This is a genomic window from Ruminococcus sporogenes, assembly GCF_054655175.1.
This window is the reverse complement of the sequence record NZ_BAAHOA010000007.1, coordinates 12,972-32,710: the sequence shown is the minus strand read 5'-3', so window position 1 is coordinate 32,710 and position 19,739 is coordinate 12,972. Positions and strand designations below refer to the sequence as shown.

General features: G+C 43.6%; 15 protein-coding genes. 6 read left to right on the top strand and 9 right to left on the bottom strand.

What is annotated here, in order from left to right:
• Positions 1-232 precede the first annotated feature (232 nt).
• The 6 genes from ACYQ0N_RS14935 to ACYQ0N_RS14910 all read left to right on the top strand — a co-directional run bounded on the left by ACYQ0N_RS14935 (position 233) and on the right by ACYQ0N_RS14910 (position 9,071).
• Entirely contained in the window at positions 233-1,021 is a 789-nt protein-coding gene (locus tag ACYQ0N_RS14935) for a peptidylprolyl isomerase (RefSeq protein WP_460163130.1), read from the top strand.
• Positions 1,022-1,193: 172 nt separating this feature from the next.
• On the top strand, positions 1,194-2,477 hold the full coding sequence (locus tag ACYQ0N_RS14930) for a UDP-N-acetylglucosamine 1-carboxyvinyltransferase (RefSeq protein WP_177532446.1): 1,284 nt from the start codon (positions 1,194-1,196) through the stop codon (positions 2,475-2,477).
• Between the two features lie 154 nt (positions 2,478-2,631).
• Positions 2,632-3,414 carry an MBL fold metallo-hydrolase gene (locus ACYQ0N_RS14925; protein WP_177532447.1) on the top strand — a complete coding sequence of 261 codons (783 nt, stop codon included), beginning with the start codon at positions 2,632-2,634 and terminating at the stop codon, positions 3,412-3,414.
• Positions 3,414-3,890 carry a 23S rRNA (pseudouridine(1915)-N(3))-methyltransferase RlmH gene (gene rlmH, locus ACYQ0N_RS14920; protein ID WP_460163129.1) on the top strand — a complete coding sequence of 159 codons (477 nt, stop codon included), beginning with the start codon at positions 3,414-3,416 and terminating at the stop codon, positions 3,888-3,890. Before ACYQ0N_RS14925 ends, rlmH begins: the two co-directional genes overlap by 1 nt.
• A 175-nt stretch (positions 3,891-4,065) precedes the next feature.
• Positions 4,066-6,426 carry a cellulase family glycosylhydrolase gene (locus ACYQ0N_RS14915; protein WP_460163128.1) on the top strand — a complete coding sequence of 787 codons (2,361 nt, stop codon included), beginning with the start codon at positions 4,066-4,068 and terminating at the stop codon, positions 6,424-6,426.
• Positions 6,427-6,614: 188 nt separating this feature from the next.
• Entirely contained in the window at positions 6,615-9,071 is a 2,457-nt protein-coding gene (locus tag ACYQ0N_RS14910; RefSeq protein WP_460163127.1) for a glycoside hydrolase family 94 protein, read from the top strand.
• Positions 9,072-9,136: 65 nt separating this feature from the next.
• Here ACYQ0N_RS14910 and ACYQ0N_RS14905 read toward each other — a convergent pair whose 3' ends face one another.
• From ACYQ0N_RS14905 to ACYQ0N_RS14865, 9 genes are all read right to left on the bottom strand, one after another.
• Entirely contained in the window at positions 9,137-9,928 is a 792-nt protein-coding gene (locus tag ACYQ0N_RS14905; protein WP_177532451.1) for a peptidylprolyl isomerase, read from the bottom strand.
• Positions 9,929-9,936: 8 nt separating this feature from the next.
• A complete protein-coding gene (cysS, locus tag ACYQ0N_RS14900; RefSeq protein WP_460163126.1) occupies positions 9,937-11,334 on the bottom strand; it encodes a cysteine--tRNA ligase in 1,398 nt (465 codons plus the stop codon).
• Between the two features lie 14 nt (positions 11,335-11,348).
• Positions 11,349-11,849, bottom strand: a complete 501-nt coding sequence (locus ACYQ0N_RS14895) for an FUSC family protein (RefSeq protein ID WP_177532453.1) — start codon at positions 11,847-11,849, stop codon at positions 11,349-11,351.
• On the bottom strand, positions 11,842-12,495 hold the full coding sequence (epsC, locus tag ACYQ0N_RS14890; RefSeq protein WP_177532454.1) for a serine O-acetyltransferase EpsC: 654 nt from the start codon (positions 12,493-12,495) through the stop codon (positions 11,842-11,844). Before epsC ends, ACYQ0N_RS14895 begins: the two co-directional genes overlap by 8 nt.
• A 465-nt stretch (positions 12,496-12,960) precedes the next feature.
• On the bottom strand, positions 12,961-14,124 hold the full coding sequence (locus tag ACYQ0N_RS14885; protein ID WP_177532455.1) for an FprA family A-type flavoprotein: 1,164 nt from the start codon (positions 14,122-14,124) through the stop codon (positions 12,961-12,963).
• 144 nt (positions 14,125-14,268) lie between these two features.
• A complete protein-coding gene (locus tag ACYQ0N_RS14880; protein ID WP_177532456.1) occupies positions 14,269-14,967 on the bottom strand; it encodes a hypothetical protein in 699 nt (232 codons plus the stop codon).
• Positions 14,968-15,057: 90 nt separating this feature from the next.
• Positions 15,058-16,002 carry a glycosyltransferase family 2 protein gene (locus tag ACYQ0N_RS14875; protein ID WP_460163125.1) on the bottom strand — a complete coding sequence of 315 codons (945 nt, stop codon included), beginning with the start codon at positions 16,000-16,002 and terminating at the stop codon, positions 15,058-15,060.
• 12 nt (positions 16,003-16,014) lie between these two features.
• Entirely contained in the window at positions 16,015-17,157 is a 1,143-nt protein-coding gene (locus tag ACYQ0N_RS14870) for an SGNH/GDSL hydrolase family protein (protein ID WP_460163124.1), read from the bottom strand.
• 13 nt (positions 17,158-17,170) lie between these two features.
• Positions 17,171-19,525, bottom strand: a complete 2,355-nt coding sequence (locus ACYQ0N_RS14865; RefSeq protein WP_460163123.1) for a hypothetical protein — start codon at positions 19,523-19,525, stop codon at positions 17,171-17,173.
• Positions 19,526-19,739: the final 214 nt, after the last annotated feature.

Sequence of the window (19,739 nt, the reverse complement as noted above, 5' to 3'; positions counted from 1 at the left end):
GAATTTAAACCTTCGCGCTGAAAACGTCTGCGTTTTCTCTTTATTTCCAACATATTCAAAACGCGTAAGAATATTTGTTTTGTGTATATTTTACATTTTACAATTAAGAAAACCAGCATGTTTAATAAAATTTAAACCAATAATACGCATGAAATGTCCTATATACTTTACAAACTCAGTTAATTAGGGTATAATGGTAAAGTTATCAAGAATTTATCAGAGGTGTTAATATATGTTTAAACTGAAAAGAACGGCGGCTTTTGTTCTGAGCCTGGCTATGACGGCGGCTCTGCTTTCAGGCTGCGGAGACAAGGAAAACTCATCGTCGGACAAGACGTCGGGTTCGGACGGTAAATCCTCCGCGCAGCAGTCCAGCGGCAAGCTTATGAATTTCACTCCTCCGGAAGAGGGCGAGGAAATTATCGTTATGACTATAAAGGATTACGGCGACGTAAAGATCAAGCTTTTCCCGGAACAGGCTGAAAAAGGCGTTGAAAATTTTACCGGTCTTGCTGAAAAGGGCTATTACGACGGTCTCATTTTTCACAGGGTAATCAATAATTTCATGATTCAGGGCGGCGATCCCGAGGGAACCGGAATGGGCGGCGAATCGCTTTGGGGCGGTAAATTCGACGGAGGAACGTCTCCCGACCTTACCCATGCGGCGGGAGCGGTCGCATACGCGAACAGCGGCGGAACATCTACGGACGGCAGCCAGTTTTACATCGTTACCGGCGAAACTTACGATGAAGATACTCTGACCTCGCTTACCGAATATTACAAAATAACGTTAAGCGACGAAGCCAAGGAAATTTACACTACTATAGGCGGAACGCCGTGGCTTGACGGATCCTATACGATATTCGGACAGGTTTTCGACGGACTTGATATCGTTTTCGACATTCAGGGCGTTTCCACAGATTCCAACGACAAGCCTGAAAAGGACGTTGTAATCGAAAAAATTTCAGTTGAAAAATACGACGGCGGCGACGTTAAATTCTATATGAGCGACTATAAATAAATTTAAGAATTTAAATCTGGTAATATTATATAAAATTATATATGAAAATATTGTTCTGTTTCTATACTGGAATAAGGATAATTTCACCTGAACAGACTATAATATAGGTGAGAAAAAAGAAAAAGATATTTCTGCTGTGTACATACGGGAAATATCTCAAGGAGAGGAAATCTTGGAAAAATTTGTTGTTAAGGGCGGACGCCGTCTGCATGGCGAAGTCGAAATAAGCGGAGCAAAAAACGCGGCCGTCGGTATTATTCCGGCTGTAATATTGTCCGACGAGCCCTGTATACTTGAAAACGTCCCGGATATCAGCGACGTATCAATCAGCCTGAGAATACTCTATGAAATGGGCGCGGGCGTTCAGACGATCGCCAGAAATACGTTTCGGATAGATCCTTCCGGCATAATGAATTTCTGCGTCCCCTACGAAAGCGCAAGGCAGATGAGAGCGTCCTATTACTTCTTAGGCGCGCTGCTCGGAAAATTCAATAAGGCGAGGGTTTCAATGCCGGGGGGCTGTCCTCTGGGAGACCGCCCCATAGACCAGCACCTGAAAGCGTTTTCCGCCCTCGGCGCGGCATGCTCTATCGACCACGGAATGGTGGACGTAACGGCGGATTCGCTTAACGGAAGCCAGATATATCTGGACGTTGTTTCCGTGGGAGCTACAATGAACGCTATGCTGGCCGCGGTAAAGGCAAAGGGCTTAAGCATTATTGAAAACGCGGCGAAGGAGCCGCATATCGTAGATCTCGCAAACTTCCTTAATTCCATGGGCGCCGACATCATGGGCGCCGGTACTGACGTTATCAAAATCAGAGGCGTCGATTACCTGAAGGGAACTACTTACTCAGTTATACCGGATCAAATCGAGGCGGGTACTTTCATGGTAGCGGCTGCCGCAACAGGCGGAGACATACTTGTAAAGAACATCATACCGAAGCATTTGGAGCCAATAACCAATAAGCTTGAAAAAATAGGAGTAAATGTCGAGGAATTTGACGACAGCGTAAGAATCTGGGTAGACGGTCCTTTGGTTAAAACCAATATAAAGACAATGCCTCATCCGGGTTTCCCGACAGATATGCAGCCTCAGATGGCTACTCTTTTGACTCTGGCGGAGGGCACAAGCATTATTACGGAGGGCGTATGGGAACAGCGTTTCAGATATGTCGACGAGCTGCGGAGAATGGGTGCCGATATATCCGTAGACGGCAAGGTGGCGGTTATCGAAGGAACCGGACATCTTCAGGGCGCTCCGGTCAAGGCCTGCGACCTTAGAGCGGGCGCAGCTCTCATTATCGCGGGACTGGCGGCGGCAGGCGTGACGGAAGTAGAGGATATCCACCATATCGAAAGAGGCTATGACAATCTTGACAGAAAGCTTCAGCTGCTGGGCGCGGATATTGTAAAGAAGAGCTTTCCCGGAGCTTCGGTAAAAAAAGCATTATAAAAATATTTATTCGGGCAGGCAGATACGTCTGCCCGTTTTTGTTGGTTTTAAAATATACGACGATTAATGATTCTGTTTCGCCGTATATTTTAAAGTTTTATAAAAATACATGAAAAAATGAAATTTACTTAGTATTATACAGAAAGGAAAAAATATGGCAAGGATATACCCTCTTTTCAGTTCAAGCAAGGGAAATTCCTCTTTTTTAGGAAATCCGTCCGCCGGAATACTTATCGACGCGGGAGCGTCCTTTAAAAAACTATGCGGCGCGCTGGATCGCTGCGGTATAGAAATCGGCGCGGTTAAGGGAGTATTCATAACTCACTCCCACAGCGATCATGTAAAGGGACTTAAAACGCTAACTGCGAAAACCGGTATTCCGGTTTTCGGGCAATGCGAAACTCTCTGCGAGCTTGTTAAAAAGGAGCTTATTTCTCCATGCTCTGAAATATATGAGCTTGACTGTCCGGCCGCCGTGGCAGGAATGGAAGTAAGCTGCTTTGACACTCCTCATGACACGGTCAGAAGCTGCGGTTACCGAGTGAGCTTTGAGGACGGCCGCACCTGCGCCGTATGCACAGATCTCGGCCATGTCACTAAAACCGTAGACGAAAATATACTCGGCTGCGATTTGGTTCTGCTGGAATCCAACTATGACGAAAATATGCTGAAAAACGGACCGTATCCATATTATCTGAAAGAAAGAATACTCTCGGCAAGCGGACATCTTTCAAATAAGTGCTGCGCCGGACAAGCTCGAAGGCTGATAAGCAGAGGAACTACAAGAATAGTTCTCGGTCATCTGAGTCAGGAAAATAATACTCCGCAAACTGCGGAAAAAACTGTTTTATCAGGTCTTTCAGAATTTAAAAGAGACATGGATTACATATTGAAGGTAGCCCCGGTAGAAACTGACGGCGAAGCCGTGGTGTTCTGATGATAAATGTAAAAATAGTAGCGGTGGGAAATTTAAAGGAGCAGTATCTGAAAGACGCCTGCGGAGAATACATAAAAAGACTTAAAAGATACTGCAATATAAGCGTTAAAGAATTAAACGAATCAAAACTTTCCGACAAAGCTTCTCCCAAGGATATACAAAAAGCGCTGGAAACGGAAGGAAAAGCTATACTCAGAGAATGCCGCGGATATCTGATAGCCATGTGCATAGAGGGAAAACAGCTTTCCAGCGTTGATTTTTCAAACAAGCTCATGTCGGCGGCGGCGGCAGGAGGAAGCAGCGTTACCTTTGTTATAGGAAGCTCGTGCGGAATATCCGACGAGGTCAAGCGAACCGCCGATCTGAAGCTTTCTATGTCTGAAATGACTTTCCCTCACCAGCTTGCGCGAGTTATGCTGACAGAGCAGATTTACCGCGCCTTTCAGATAGCCTCAAACGGAAAATACCATAAATGATTTCATAGAATAACTATACGGTTATTGTGCAAATTGTATAATATATACAACTCTTTTTTGTATCTCCGATTTTAGTCATATTCTATATTTTATATTGACTTTTTTATTAAAATATGGTATTATTATTTTAACAATAATTGTTCGTTATTGAAAAAAAATAAGGAGTTTGATAGAAATGAAGCTATTGAAAAAAGCGCTTTCTGCTTTTGCCGCACTGGCTATGTGTACGGCGTTTTTCGTAAACTCGGCAGCTCCGGCGGATATAATAACCGCGGCAGGAACCGTCCGTGATATGACCTCGCAGGAAGTTGTAAGCGATATGGGCTTGGGCTGGAATCTCGGAAATTCATTCGATTCCTATTATGAAGGACAGACAATGTCTCCTTCAGCCGTTGAAACGGCGTGGGGCAATCCGACTGTTACTAAGGAGCTTATACAAGCAATCAAAAACGAAGGTTTTAAGACTATTCGTATACCTGTAACCTGGATGAACTGCATCGACTCGTCAAACAACATAAATGAAGATTATATGAAAAGAGTTCAGGAGGTTGTTGATTACTGCATTAACGAAGGCCTTTACGTCATACTGAACGTTCATCACGACGGCGGCTCAGAGGGCGGCTGGCTGAGAAACGCACAGAACGACTATACCAACGTTTCCGCAAAATATCAGAAGATCTGGGAACAGATCGCTTCTAACTTTGCAGATTATTCAGACTATCTTATTTTCGAATCTATGAACGAGGTAGGATTCAACACATCGGGAAATCCTACGTCTGAAAACTACAAAACTCTTAATAGCCTTAATCAGCTTTTTGTTAATACAATAAGAAATTCAGGCTCTAATAATGAAAAGCGTCACCTGCTTATCGCTGGATACTTTACCGACACCAATATGACGTGCGACAACAGATTTGAGGTGCCTAACGATCCTGCCGGAAGATGCATAGTTTCCATTCATTATTATTCACCGTCGGCGTTCTGCGTAGCGGAGCCAAGCTCTACATGGGGCTACAGCAAGACATGGGGAACAGCCGACGAGCAGGAGGCTCTTGAAGCCGATCTTGATCTGCTTAAAACCAGATTTGTAAATGCCGGAATTCCTGTAATCATTGGCGAATACGGAGTTCTGACGGAATCTGAAAACGGCAAGGACAAGGCGAGCATAGTTACATATCTTAAATCAGTTGCTGAAGGCGCTCTGCAAAGAGGTATTTGTCCTATTCTTTGGGACAGCGGCAACGGCGGCGATATGAAATTCATAAACAGAACCTCCAAAACATGGAATATTTCAGAGCTTGAAGCCGTTTACGCTGATCTTGCCGGAAAATATTCCACAGGAGTTACAACGCCTGCCGTAACCACTCCGGACGTAGAAGAAAATTCACAGAAGGTTGCGCTGAAAGAGGACGAAAAGGGAAATCTGTATGTTGACCTTACGCCTTATGTAGGCAGACTTATAACCGGAGTAGGCTTTACTGTCGAGGGCGATACGTATAACGGCAACGGCGGCGTTCTGCTCGGCTTCAACGTATACAGCGACGCTACTTCCTGGGGCGGCGTTTATAAGGGCATACAGGCTCCTTTCCTCGGACAGAACAACGGTCAGGTTACAAAATACACCTTCGACGCTGAAAATGAGGAATCCGTTGATCCTAAGGAAATAATGTACGACGGTCAAACTATGACCTTCTCAATAAACTGGACATATCCTGGTACATATAAGGATAAGCTTTCACTCGGCGGCGAGGTTATACTTTATTTTGACGGAGCAGAGCAGATTACCACGACTACCACAAACCCTCTTGAAACAAAATTTGAAGAAAGAGTTACGGCAGTGGTTGATAAGGAAGTAAACGAAGAAGAAGGTATAGACAGACCTACAATGAGAATTGATATTTCTCCCTACAAGGGCAATAAGCTCGTAGGCGTTAAATTCAATATGACCGGAACTCACGGCGACGGAAACGGAGCTTTAAGCTATAATCTTGTGGACGAAACCGCTGAATCGGGTACAAAGTGGGCTTACACTGCATTTGACTTCAAATCTGCAAACGACGATATTTATGTTTCTTTGGCTTCCGACGTCACTGAAAACCTAAGCTATGATTTCTTAAGCTTCAATATATGGTATGAGAAGGACGGAAAAACCTCGGCGGATTATTCCTTTAACCCCGACGTAACTCTTTATTTTGAGGACGAGGTAGTAATTCAAACCACGCCGGCGGCTACGACAACGACAGGCGGCGATACCACTACAACCGTAACGACGACAGCAGACGTCCCTTCTTCAGACGAAACAATAGATCCTGAGCTTGTTACAAGATACGGCGACGTAAACTGTGACGAATCTGTAAACATCGCGGACGTTATTGCGATTAACATGTATCTTCTGGATAATAAATCCAACCCTCTTACAGACGTCGGTATCGCAAATTCCGATGTTGTAAGGGACGGCGAAATCAATACTTCTGATTCGCTGACGCTTATGAATTATGTTGCAATGGTAGTAGACGAATCTAAGCTCGGAGCTTAAAACAAACTAAGAAAACCGCAGTTTCTGCGGTTTTTCTTTTTTTAAAACAGGCTTAAGCCGTTTATTGCCGCTGATTTTAAAATGCAATAAAAACTCTTGAATATAGTTTTAATTTATGCTATAATGTTAATAATTGCAGCGCTGATTTTCAGCGCGTTGTATTAAAAATTTACATAAGGAGAAAATCTATGAAATTTGGATTTTTTGACGACTCAAAAAAAGAATATGTCATTACTTCCCCTAAAACCCCTTATCCGTGGATCAATTATCTCGGAACACAGGAATTTTTCTCGCTGATTTCAAATACAGCCGGCGGATATCATTTCTATAAGGACGCCAGACTAAGAAGAATTACACGTTACCGCTACAATAATGTACCGGTCGATATGGGCGGACGCTATTTTTACATAAATGACAACGGTACGATCTGGGCTCCGGGCTGGTCGCCTGTTAAAACGGAGCTTGACGGATATGAATGCCGTCATGGTATGGGCTATACTATAATTAAGGGAACTAAAAATAATATTTCCGCAGAAGTCACTTTCTTTGTTCCCCAGAATTACAACGGCGAAATACAGAAAATGACGCTGAAAAACGAGGGCGGCGAAGCGAAAAAAATCAAGCTGTTCTCTCTTGCCGAATGGTGCCTTTGGAATGCGCAGGACGATTCAACCAACTTCCAGAGAAATTTCAACACCGGAGAGGTTGAAATCGAAGGCTCGACTATCTATCACAAAACAGAATATAAGGAAAGAAGAAATCATTACGCTTTCTATACTGTAAACGCTGATATTGACGGCTATGACACTGACAGAGAAGCTTTCCTTGGACTTTACAACGGATTTGAAAATCCTCAGGTAGTGGCTGAAGGAAAGGCGTCAGGCTCCGTTGCCGACGGTTGGTCGCCTATAGCTTCTCATTATATGGAAATAACTCTCGCTCCGGGAGAATCAAGGGATCTTGTTTTCATTCTCGGATATGTTGAAAATCCGGTTGAGGAAAAGTTCAATGCCGACGGTTCTGTGAATAAATCAAAAGCTCACGCTATGATAGAGCAATATAATACGGTTGAAAAGGTTGAGGCAGGTCTTGCCGAGCTTAAGGCTATGTGGGACGCTCTTCTTTCAAAATATACCGTTGATACTCCTGACGATAAAATGAACAGAATGGTAAACATCTGGAATCAGTATCAGTGTATGGTAACGTTTAATATGTCCCGTTCCGCGTCTTATTTCGAAAGCGGTATCGGCAGAGGAATGGGCTTCCGCGACTCAAATCAGGATCTTCTGGGATTCGTTCACCAGATTCCGGAGAGAGCAAGGGAAAGACTTATCGACCTTGCTTCAACGCAGTTTGAAGACGGAGGCTGCTATCACCAGTATCAGCCGCTTACCAAAAAAGGTAACGATGAAATCGGAGGCGATTTCTCAGACGATCCGCTGTGGATGATACTTTCAGTAGCGGCGTATATCAAGGAAACCGGCGATTATTCCATACTTGATGAAATGGTGCCTTATGATAACGATTCCAGCAAGGCCCAAACAATGATGCATCACCTGAAGCAGTCGTTCTACCATGTTGCTGAAAACGTTGGTCCTCATGGACTTCCTCTTGCAATGAGAGCGGATTGGAACGATTGTATCAATTTAAGCTGCTTCTCGTCTGAGCCGGGAGAATCCTTCCAGACTTCGACGTCTCCTAAATACGGCGAGGATAAATACAGCAAGGTTGCCGAATCTGTAATGGTTGCAGCGCTGTTTACATATGCAGGTCCTAATTTCGTCGACCTTTGCAGATATAAGGGCGACGACGGCGAGGCGGTCAAAGCTCAGGCTGAAATTGATAAAATGAAGAAAAACATTATGGATTACGGCTTTGACGGCGATTGGTTCCTCAGAGCATATGATGATTTCGGCAAAAAAATGGGCTCCAAGGAATGCGAAGAGGGTAAGATATTTATCGAGCCTCAGGGCTTTGCGGTACTCGGAGGAGTAGGCAAGGAATCAGGCGCCGACATCAAGGCTCTTGAAAGCGTTGACAAATATTTAAACAGCGAGCACGGTCTTGTTCTTAATAATCCTGCCTTCACAAAGTACTATATCGAATACGGCGAAATCTCCACATATCCGGCAGGATATAAAGAAAATGCAGGTATATTCTGTCATAATAATGCATGGATTATTTGTGCTGAAGCCTTCGTAGGCCGCGGCGACAAGGCATATGAATACTATTCAAAAATCGCTCCTGCCTACAGAGAAGAAAAGTATTCTGATCTTCACAGAACAGAGCCGTATGTTTATGCTCAGATGATTGCCGGCAAGGACGCAAAGCGTCACGGCGAAGCAAAGAATTCTTGGCTTACCGGTACGGCTGCGTGGAATTTTGTTGCGGTATCACAGTATATTCTGGGTATAATTCCTGACTGGAACGGTCTTAAAGTAGATCCGGGCATTCCTCACGAATGGGACGGATTTAGAGCTATAAGACAGTTCAGAGGAGCATCCTACGATATAACCTTCAGAAATCCCGATCATGTATGCAAGGGAATCAAATCTGTAACGGTTGACGGAAAAGCTATTGAAGGCAATGTTCTTCCTGTATTCAACGACGGCAAAACTCATGAAGTTGAAGTTATAATGGGCTGATCCCATATATAAAAAACCGGACTGTAAAAAGTCCGGTTTTTATTATATTCTTAAAGCCTTGAAATTCAGTCCTGCTCTTCTCCGTAGGTCGAAATCTCAATTGTTTCTATCATAACGTCGTCAACAGGTATCTTTATTTCGTCCTCGTCCTGTACAACTTCAAGATCCGTCAGCTTGTCTATTACGTCAAAGCCCTCATAGGTCTGTCCGAATACCGTTATCTGCTGGGAAAGATTAGGAACGCCGCCAAGCTCTATAAAAGCGTCAGCAACGGTAGTGTCGTCCTTGTTTGTATCAAGCAGCTCCTTTTTGAAATCCTCGGTAAATTCCACGCTGTTGAGCACCGCGAAACGGCTTCCGTTAAGCGTCTTAGAATTTCCGAATAGCTTTTTGAAAAAGCCGCCCTCCTGCCCTGTCACCATGCTGCAAAGCGCGCCCTTAAACGGCCATAAATTCTGATTCAGCTCCTGCTCGACAGATTCTGCCGCTTCATTGTATTTATCTCCTAAATCGCCGTTCTTTTCAGCGCTTCCCGCGCCGAAATAAACGCCCGGCTCAGACTGAAAAACATAAGTATTGTCATAATAGCCTTCTTCTGCAAGCTTTGTAAAGCTTTCAACAGCCTTTGGAGCATATTCGGGGTAAAGCACAGCCTTTATATCTCCCATACTCGTCTTTATAACCGCCACCGGATCATCGTTCTCCGGAGTCTCCTTCTGAACAAGCTCCAATGTTTTCATATCAATATAATTAGCGCTTTTCTTGCCCATATAATTCATACATGAGACAGCGGCGAAGCTGAACGCAGACGCCGCAACAAGTCCCATAAGTATGAATCTTACTCTTTTATTCAGCATATACTACCTCAATTCGTCTTTTTGATTTCCGTTCCCTGTCTCGTTTCCTTAATCGTATAGCCAAGCGCGGCTATTTCATCCCTAAGCTTATCGGCAAGCGCAAAATCCTTTGCTTTTCTTGCCTCGGCTCTTTTCTCAGCCAACGCCATTACCTCGGACGGTATTTCGTCCGCAGGTTTTCTGTTATAAAGCAGCCCGAGAACTCCCGTCAAGGTATCAAAAAGCTCCGCGCCCTCCTCAAGCTGCTCTCTTGAAACTGAACTATCGGCAGCCATTGTGTTAAGATCCCTCGCCAGCTCAAACACCGCCGTAAGGCCGTCGGCCGTATTCAGGTCGTCATCCATAGCCTCTGTAAACTGAGTCTTTCTTTTTTCAAAGGTCTCTTTTGCGCCGCTGCCGACCTCGCCGCTTTCAGCGGCCTCAATAGCCCTGTCAAGACCGCTGCGGCAGTTATACAATCTTTCAAGAGACGCTTTGCAGGAATCCAGAAGCTCCGCGGTATAATTCATAGGCATTCTGTAATGAGCCTGAATCATAAGATAGCGGATAGTTTCATATCCGTATTTTTCCGCCGCGTCTCTGGTCAAGAAAAAGTTTCCCGCTGATTTGGACATTTTTTTATTGTCAATATTTATATGACCGTTATGCATCCAGTAATTTGCAAACGTCTTTCCGGTCGCCGCTTCCGACTGCGCTATCTCGTTTTCATGATGAGGGAAAACAAGATCCTTTCCTCCGCAGTGAATATCAATCGTATCTCCAATACAGTCTTTTGCCATAGCGGAGCATTCAATATGCCAGCCCGGACGTCCCTTACCCCACGGAGAATCCCAGTGCTGTTCATTTTCGTCCGCCGACTTCCACAATGCAAAATCAAGAGGATCTTCTTTAAGGCTGTTAACCTCCACTCTCGCTCCCGCAACAAGATCGTCCAGCGACTGTTTAGAGAGCTTTCCGTAGCCTTCAAACTTCCTTGTACGATAATAAACGTCGCCGCCGGACTCATAGGCATAGCCTTTTTCCACAAGAGTTTTAATCATATCTATAATTTTATCCATGTAAATCGAAACCTTAGGATGAACATCAGCCGGACGGACATTCAATCCCTTGGCGTCCCTTTCGTATTCCGCGATGTATTTAAGAGCCGTTTCCTCGGGAGTCTGACCTTCGCTTTCAGCCTGCTTTATAATTTTATCATTTACGTCGGTATAATTCTGAATAAATTTTACGTCTAACCCCCTAAACTCCAGATAACGCCTAAAGACGTCGAATACGCATATAGGGCGGGCGTTTCCTATATGAATATAATTATAAACCGTCGGACCGCATACATATATACATGCTTTTCCCTCGTTTATAGGCTTAAACTCCTCTTTTCTGCCGGTCAATGTATTGTATATTTTCATCTATGTGATTCCTTTCATTCATTATTTTCTTTATTTCTGTCCGGACTTTTTATCGTCCTGTTGACGATCACTGCCGTAAGTATTCCCGCAATGGTTTCAAGCATACGCGAAACGGCGAAAAGATAATGATTTTCGACCTCAAGATGCGACAGAACTATACTCAAAAAAACAACGCAGGCTATGAACGCGCTCGACTCACGGTTCATCAGCACTGTAAGATATATAACAGGGGCAATACAAAGGCTTATTAAAACATAATAAAGCAGCGAAAACGGCACAAGAGGCGTATAATCTATTACAAGGAGAATCAAAACTGCGGCGGCTCCCCCGATAAACGTGCCGACACATCTTATAATTCCCTTTTTTATACTTTCGCTTGTGGTCGCCTGCATACACAGTACGGCGGCAATCATACTGTAAAAAGGATGTATATCAAATATCATACCCATAACGGCACACAGGAAAACCGCGATAACGGTTTTCCATATTCTCATGCCGATACGGATTTTAGGCATTTTCCTTATTTTCAAGCTCATCAATTCTTTTCATAAGTTTTTCTACCTTAACCTCCAGAGAGCACATTTCCTGAGAAACGGGATCAGGTATATGAATCTGGTCAAGCTCTTTGCATACCTTTACCCTTACTCCCCTGTTTTTAACAATTCTGGCTGGAACTCCCGCCGCCGTACAGTTATCGGGAATTTCCTCAAGAACCACTGCGTTTGCCGCAATTTTAACGTTGTTACCGATTTTAAACGGTCCTAAAACCTTAGCCCCGGCTCCCACCATAACGTTGTCGCCAAGGGTAGGATGACGCTTTCCCTTATCCTTTCCGGTTCCTCCCAAGGTTACGCCCTGATAGATCAGGCAATTGTCGCCTATTTCGGCGGTCTCGCCGATAACAACGCCCATTCCGTGATCAATAAAAAGACCCTTGCCAATTTTTGCGCCCGGATGTATTTCTATACCCGTTCTGAATCTCGCAAACTGGGAAATTATCCTTGCAATTGTCAGCATACCATGCTTGTAAAACCAATGCGCTCTCCGATAGCTGTGAACGGCATGCAGACCTGAATAAGTGAGCCAGATTTCAAAGGCGCTCCTTGCAGCCGGATCACGTTCCTTCACAAGCGCTATATCTTCACGAAGCTGTTTAAACAAATTATCACCTTCTTTATATTAAAAAACCTCCGACCAAAAGGTCAGAGGCGAAATTTCCGCGGTTCCACTCCGATTTATTGCTCAACCCCTTAACGCAGGAAATACGCGGAGCAATACTAAAAAAAGCCAAGGCTTTATTTTTTCCTGCTCCGGACTGACAGCCGCACTTCACATTGCTTCTCTGCCGCGCTCACACCGCCGCGCAGCTCTCTGATAGAGATTTATCAACGCTACTCTGACTGCTACGTCTTTAACCTATATAATATATTATACTCAACAGCGGCGATTTTGTCAACGACCGCGTTACTTTTTAATCAATCTGTTTATAAGGTTAAAAACAAGCAGAAATATGTTTAATAGATGTAATTAAAATAAATATCATTGTTCTACCCCCTATTTTCAATGTGCCCGTTTATTTTATCTTTCAACATAAAAAAACCTCCGCTTAAAAACGGAGGTTTTATTTTATTTAATTACAGCTTCTGCAAGCTCTTCCATTTTCGGAATATCCGCGTCTTTCATTACCGATTTAATTGTTACCGCCGGCTCTGCAATCCTGATATTTTTCATTCCGTCAAGAATACCCCTTATAGTCTTAGCCGCGGAAGGAGCCCACGAGCCGTTTTCAATTATACCTATTTTTCTGTTCTGATAATTCTTTGACTTAAGATGGTGCAGAAAATCCTCCATGCAGGGAAAAACTCCGGCGTCATAGCTTGCGGCGGCAAGTATCATTGAGCTATAACGGAACGCGTTCTCCACAGCCTCCGCCATATCCTCCCTTGCCAGATCCATAACCTCTATCTTCTTAGCGCCCTTAGCTTTAAGAATCTCCGCCATTTTTAAAGCGGCGGCGGCCGTATTGCCGTGTATCGACGCATAAGCTACGAAAACTCCCTCTTCCTCAGGCTCATAGCTGCTCCAAACGGAATACCTTTCGATATAATGTCCTAAGTTTTCCTTAAGTATAGGTCCGTGCAGAGGACATATCATTTTGATATCCAAAGCCGCGGCTTTTTTAAGCAAGGCCTGAACCTGCGCTCCATATTTGCCGACAATATTAAAATAATATCTTCTTGCCTCGCAGTCCCATTCCTCATCAGTGTCTAAAGTACCGAATTTTCCAAAGCCGTCTGCTGAAAAAAGTATTTTTTCTGTTTTCTCATATTCAACCATAACCTCCGGCCAATGAACCATCGGAGCCATGATAAATTTCAAGGTATGTCTGCCCAGATTCAGTTCTTCGCCCTCTTTGACAATGATTCCTCTTTTTTCAATATCAATTTCAAAAAACTGCACGATCATCGCCGCAGATTTAGAGTTTAGAACAAGCTTCATTTCCGGATATTTTTCAGCGGCCGCCCTTATATTTCCTGCATGATCAGGTTCAAGATGCGAAATCACAAGATAATCCGGCTTTCTCCCGCCCAGCGCCTTTTCAAGATTAGAAAGCCATTTTTCTGAAACCTTTGTATCGGCCGTATCCATAACCGCAATTTTATCGTCAATAATTAAATAGGAATTATATGAAACTCCGTTAGGAACCTCATATTGGCTTTCAAATAAATCCAAATCCCCGTCGTCAACGCCTATATATAGAATATCGTCTGAAATTCTTACGTCGCTCATTTTTTTACACTCCATTTCCGTTCTGATAAACGAATATTCATAAAACAGACAGGCTTCCGCTATCAGTAACAGTTATTATTTATGTATACTAATATAACACATTTTTTATCATAATTCAAGTATCAGCATTTAAAAATGTTAAAATCAGCCATAAGAATCCATTGTGATTTTTCCGAGTCCGCCGTCGTCGTAGATATTAAGATAAATAGTTTTTCCCGCATTATCGGTATACGTCAGATTTGTATATTTTTCATCGTCGTTTCTTTCAGAAGCGGAAGGCTCGCCGTAAGCCGATTTAATTGCCTCTTCGTCAGCTCCCCATGTTATGCCGCCCTCCAGCGTCACCTCAGGATACTGAGTCTTGTCCTTTGACGTAAATTCAATAGACCAGATATGCATATCGTCGACCTTGCTTTTTTCATCGTTAAAGTTGGCAAAACCGATACAGATTGTGCCGTCGTCCATTCCCTCATGATCAAGATATACGCTTCTCTGATAGAAAACTCCGGAGTCTGTCAGAAGATCCTTCATTCCGTAAACATTGTAATCAAAGCTCCAGCCCTGCTCTGTAAGAGAAGAATAAGGCAGCTTGATTAAAACCAGCTCATTGCCGTCAAGAGTGAATTTCATGGATTTCCACGCTCCGTCTGACGTTATCAGCTCTTCGGGGGCATTCTGTCGGCCGCTTTCCTGCTGACTTTCCTCGCTTGCGCTGCTTCCCTCAGCTTCGCTTCTGGATTTTGCTATATATTTATCTCTGTCTATATCGCCGCAGCCTGTAAATATTCCTGCGGCTGTCACAGCGCACAGTATAACCGCGGCTAACCTTTTAACACGATTCATTTTATACTCTCCTTTTGCTTTTTAAACATAGATATTTTACCACAGTACGCATTATTAGTCAATAAGCGGATTAAGGAATAATAAAACTTGTCAGTCGCCGAGATATTTATCTATAATAAATTTCGGACGTTCCTTGGTTTCAAGATAAATCTTGCCTATATATTCGCCGATTATTCCTATAGCCAGAAGCTGAAGTCCTCCGATAGCCCAGACTGATACGACAATCGAAGTCCAACCCTCAACCGTATCTCCCATAAAATGACGTACAAGAAAATAAACGAGCATTATTATGCTGACGGTAAATATGCCTACTCCAAGCGTCGTTATCATTCTTATAGGCTTGACAGAAAGAGAGGTGATTCCCTCCATTGCAAAAGCAAGCATCTTTTTAAGCGGATATTTTGATTCTCCTGCAAAGCGTTCCTTTCTTTCATAGTAAACAGAGTCGGATTTATAACCGATCAGGGGCACTATCCCGCGTAAAAACAGATTTACCTCCTTGAACTGTTCCAGACCTTCAAGAGCGCGGCGGCTCATAAGACGGTAATCCGCATGATTGAAAGTAACCTCTACGCCCATTTTAGCCATTATTTTATAAAAGGATTCCGCTGTAAATTTCTTAAAGAACGTATCCGTTTTTCTTGCGCTTCTGACGCCGTAAACTACGTCGCATTTCTCATTTGAAAATTTATCGACCATACCGTCGATAGCGTCTATATCGTCCTGCAAATCAGCGTCTAAGGAGATCGCGGCGTCGCATTCGTTTTTAACGGTCATCAGTCCGGCCAGCAAAGCGTTCTGATGACCTCTGTTTCTGGAAAGCTTCACTCCGCGGAAAATACAATCGCTTTCATGAAGCTCCTCGATAATCTCCCAAGTTTTGTCCTTTGAACCGTCGTCCACAAATACTATTCTGCTTTTATCGCTTATTTTTCCCGCCAAAATAAGATAATTCATTTTTTCCTTAAGCTGTCTTGAGGTTTCATGTAAAACCTCCTGCTCATTATAGCAGGGAATAACCAAAAACAATGTCATATAAAGCTCCAATCAATTTTGTTTTTTATCCTTCTTTTTTCTTTTCACTAAAACCGCCGCCAGAATTATAACAGCCACCGCCAGTCCGACTATCGGCAGTATAGTCATATAAGCCTTATCCGGTATCTTTTCAGCTTTTTTAACAGCCGTCTGTGTTTCTATATTTTTCGTTTCGTCCGTTTGAGCTTCCGCGGACGCCTCTTGAGTAATTTCCGGCCCGGCAAAAACGTCCTCGGTTTCATTTACACGAAACTGTCCGAGCGAAAGCCTTTCTATTTCACTTCTAAGCTCCTCGGGAATTTTATCTGTTGAAATCATGCTTTCCAGCTCTCTTATAAAAATACCGTTTTCTCCCGAAAGCCTAAGCTGCTGAACAATTTCCTCGGCAATTAGCAGATGACCTATTTTATTTGGGTGAATATCCATATTTTTAATATTGGTGTAAAGAGTACAGCCGCCCCTGAATTTATTCTGTATATCCGCATATTCCATTCCGGATCCGTTTCTTATAGAGCTGTTGATAGTTCCGAGATAGATCGACGTAAACGTATAAAGCGGACTGTAAACCGGCTTCATTTTCTCGTCGTCGGTTTCAAACGGGTTGTAAACCGTCTGAAAGATCAGTCTTGCGTCAGGATTTATCTCCTCTATCCTCAAGGCTATTTTTCTTATATTTTCGCCTGCCTGTGCGGCGGCGGGCCCAAGCGACGAAGAAAACGAAAGTATCAGCTCCTGAATGGCTTCGGGCGAAAATCCAAAACCGCCGTTACCTGACGGCGCTGAAAAACTGCCCGCAATACCTATCAGATCGTCATAGAAAACGTCCATCACGTCGTTTCCGCCTATAGAAATACAGATCAGGTCGGATTTTCCGACCGATTGCGATACAGCGCCGTCGCCCTCAAGCAATTCAAGAAGCTGGGAGGTTGTTTTTCCGTCGGCGGCAAAATTCTCAACCTCGGCTCCGAAATATTCGCCGAGATAACTCCCGTAGCTGCGTTCTCCGTCATTAAGACCATAGCCGGAGGAAATGCTGTCTCCCAAAACCGTAATGCTTTCTATTTCTCCCGCGCATGCGCCAAAAGTCAGGCAAACAACCGCAGACGCTGAAACTGCCGCAGCGGCAACCGCCTTTAATATGATTTTCACGTTCACCGTGTAAGCTCTCCTATCTCCAGAATTCAAACAGCCTGCCGAACGACGTTATCATAGCCTTCCACTGCAAAGACATACCGCCTCCGATTATCCAATTATATACCTGCCCGAAGCTTAGAACGAGGCATATTCCGGCCGAAAGCAGCATTAGCCTGTTAAGATGCTTTTTCAACGTCTGGGAGCATCTTCCGTACATAATAAACGCTATTGCCAGCGCGCCGATTAGTATCTGCCATGCGAAATCAACGCAGTATCTTGTGCCGTAGCCGCTTTCCCATATTGAAAAAATTATAATGAACGGCGCGGCTATGCATACGGCGAAAATCATAAGCGCGTAAAGCCGTTTATTTTTATTTTCAGTATATCTGTAGGCTCTTATTCCATAACCGTAGGACAAAACGGGAAGCGCCTTCCAGATAAGCCCCACGGCAGACGCCGTCGCAACAAAATAATATCCCTGCGGAAAGAACGTTTCAACACTTGAACTGTCAAAGAACGGAAATACCGGAATAAACGACGGTACCGCAAGCAGATAATTAAAAAAGCCTATCAGAACAAAATGAGTATGATACTGTGCCGCGGTAAAATCGTTTATAGTCAGCGAATACTGAATACCGAAATCAAATACCGAGCCGAACCTCGCATAATTATAAATCATCTGCGCTCCTCCGATAACCGCAAAGGGCAAAAGCGCGCAGAGGAAATAAGGCAGATAATGCCTGATCATTGATTTGCTTTTAGTATAGCAGGATCTTTTTTTCCTGAATCCGGCGTAAATAAATATCAGCGAAGCAACGCAGTATACCGCCAGCGTCGGACGGCACAAAACTCCAAGACTTAAAAATACCGCAGAAAGAGCAAGCCGCCAATTTTTTATTTTACCGTCCCCGATAACATTGGAGCTTATTAAAAAGAACGCTCCCGCGGCGACGCAAGCAAATCCCGAGGTCTGAGCAATTTCATAGAAATTCGGATTGCTGAAGCAAAACCATACGCCCGTAACAAGCTGGAGCATGAATAGTCCCGCAAGCGCCAACGAAGACCTTATTTTCGGGAAAAATTTTGAAATAAACGCAAGATAAAATTTTGAGAGAAAAAGTATTCCAACCGCTCCGTAAAGCCATACCGCCCAGACGGACGGGAAATAATGGTCGGTTATCAGATGATAGGGGAGAAACAGCGTAACGACCGGAGCAATGCCGTAATAGGAATAATATTTTCCCTCGTAAAGCAGATGATCCCATGCGTAATCCACTCCCGACTCCAGCCGCTGACTCCAGTCGTAAGGATTTTCAAGCTCCAGCAGCGGCTGTTCAGCCTCCCTCAGCAGAGATACCTGACCTGCCTCAAAGGCGTCCACAAGCTCCTGCGTCATCTGATTACCCGACTCCTGACTGAAATCCTTTTTAAGACTGTGATTGGAGTCGCTGTATCTGTAAACATTTGTGAGAAAAAGAGCCGCCAGTATGAAAACGCCTGTCAAAGCGTAAGCGCAGATTTTATTGACTACGCGGTTTTCTCTGAACGGTTTTTTAAAAACAGGAGACGCCGTCATCATATAAACCGCCATACACGCCGTAAGCATTATCAAAAATCTTAAAGCTGAAAAATCAAGAAAAATCGGCAAATTTAAAACGATACGGCTTATAGTTACCGTTTCCCCCTCTTCGGCAGTAAAGGAAAATTTCAGGTTGTGAACGTTACCTGAAAAATTGCAGGGAATAGTTTCGCTTCTGCGGTTATTCTGAATTACTTCGGCGGAAGCCGCAGAATTTCTGTAAGAAGCGTTGCTGTCGTCGGACATATCGACGTTTATCTCCGCATAACTCTTTTTGTCAGACCGTGCCTCTACAGTGATCGTGCCCACGGGCATATTTATATTTTTAAATTCCAAGGAGGAATAACCTGTTCCGGAATTTTTACCGTTCGAAAAATTCACAGCCGACGCATTTTCAGCGGGCAGCTCCATAACCTGATAATTTCCTCCGAAAAGATGAGCCGAATTGAAATTGAAAACGAACAGCTCCGCTATAAGACAAACCGTCAGTGAACGGAGAAAAAAATTCAGGATATCGCCGAATTTCTGCGGCGGCTTTTTTCTTATAGCCGTAATAAAGAGAATAACCGCGCCAAAACCCGCGCACCATGCGGTCAGTCCGGAATAGCCGCCAAGCTCCGCCGCTCCGGAAAGATCAAGTATAGTCAATATTATAAGAATCGCTTCACAGCCGAAAGCGGCGTAAAACGTCTGTCTTATATGATTATGAAAAAAGCGGTTTTCATGCTTCGAGGTCGCCGTAAACGTGAAAACTGACAGTAATATAAACAATAACGCTGTCAGGATAAATACTATAAAGCCAAAATCCATAATTTTTTCCGCCCTCTGTTATTTTTGTATATTTATATTATACATTTTATTTAATATACTGTCAATATTATCGCATAATTTTGCTTTTGCAAAAAGCTAAGCAAAATATTTTTGCTTTTAGAAAAAGCATGGTAAAAGTATTTTTCATTTCTTTGCTCGTAATGTTTTGCTTTTAGAAAAAGCATAGTAAAAGTTATTTTTTAGCTTTTCAGAA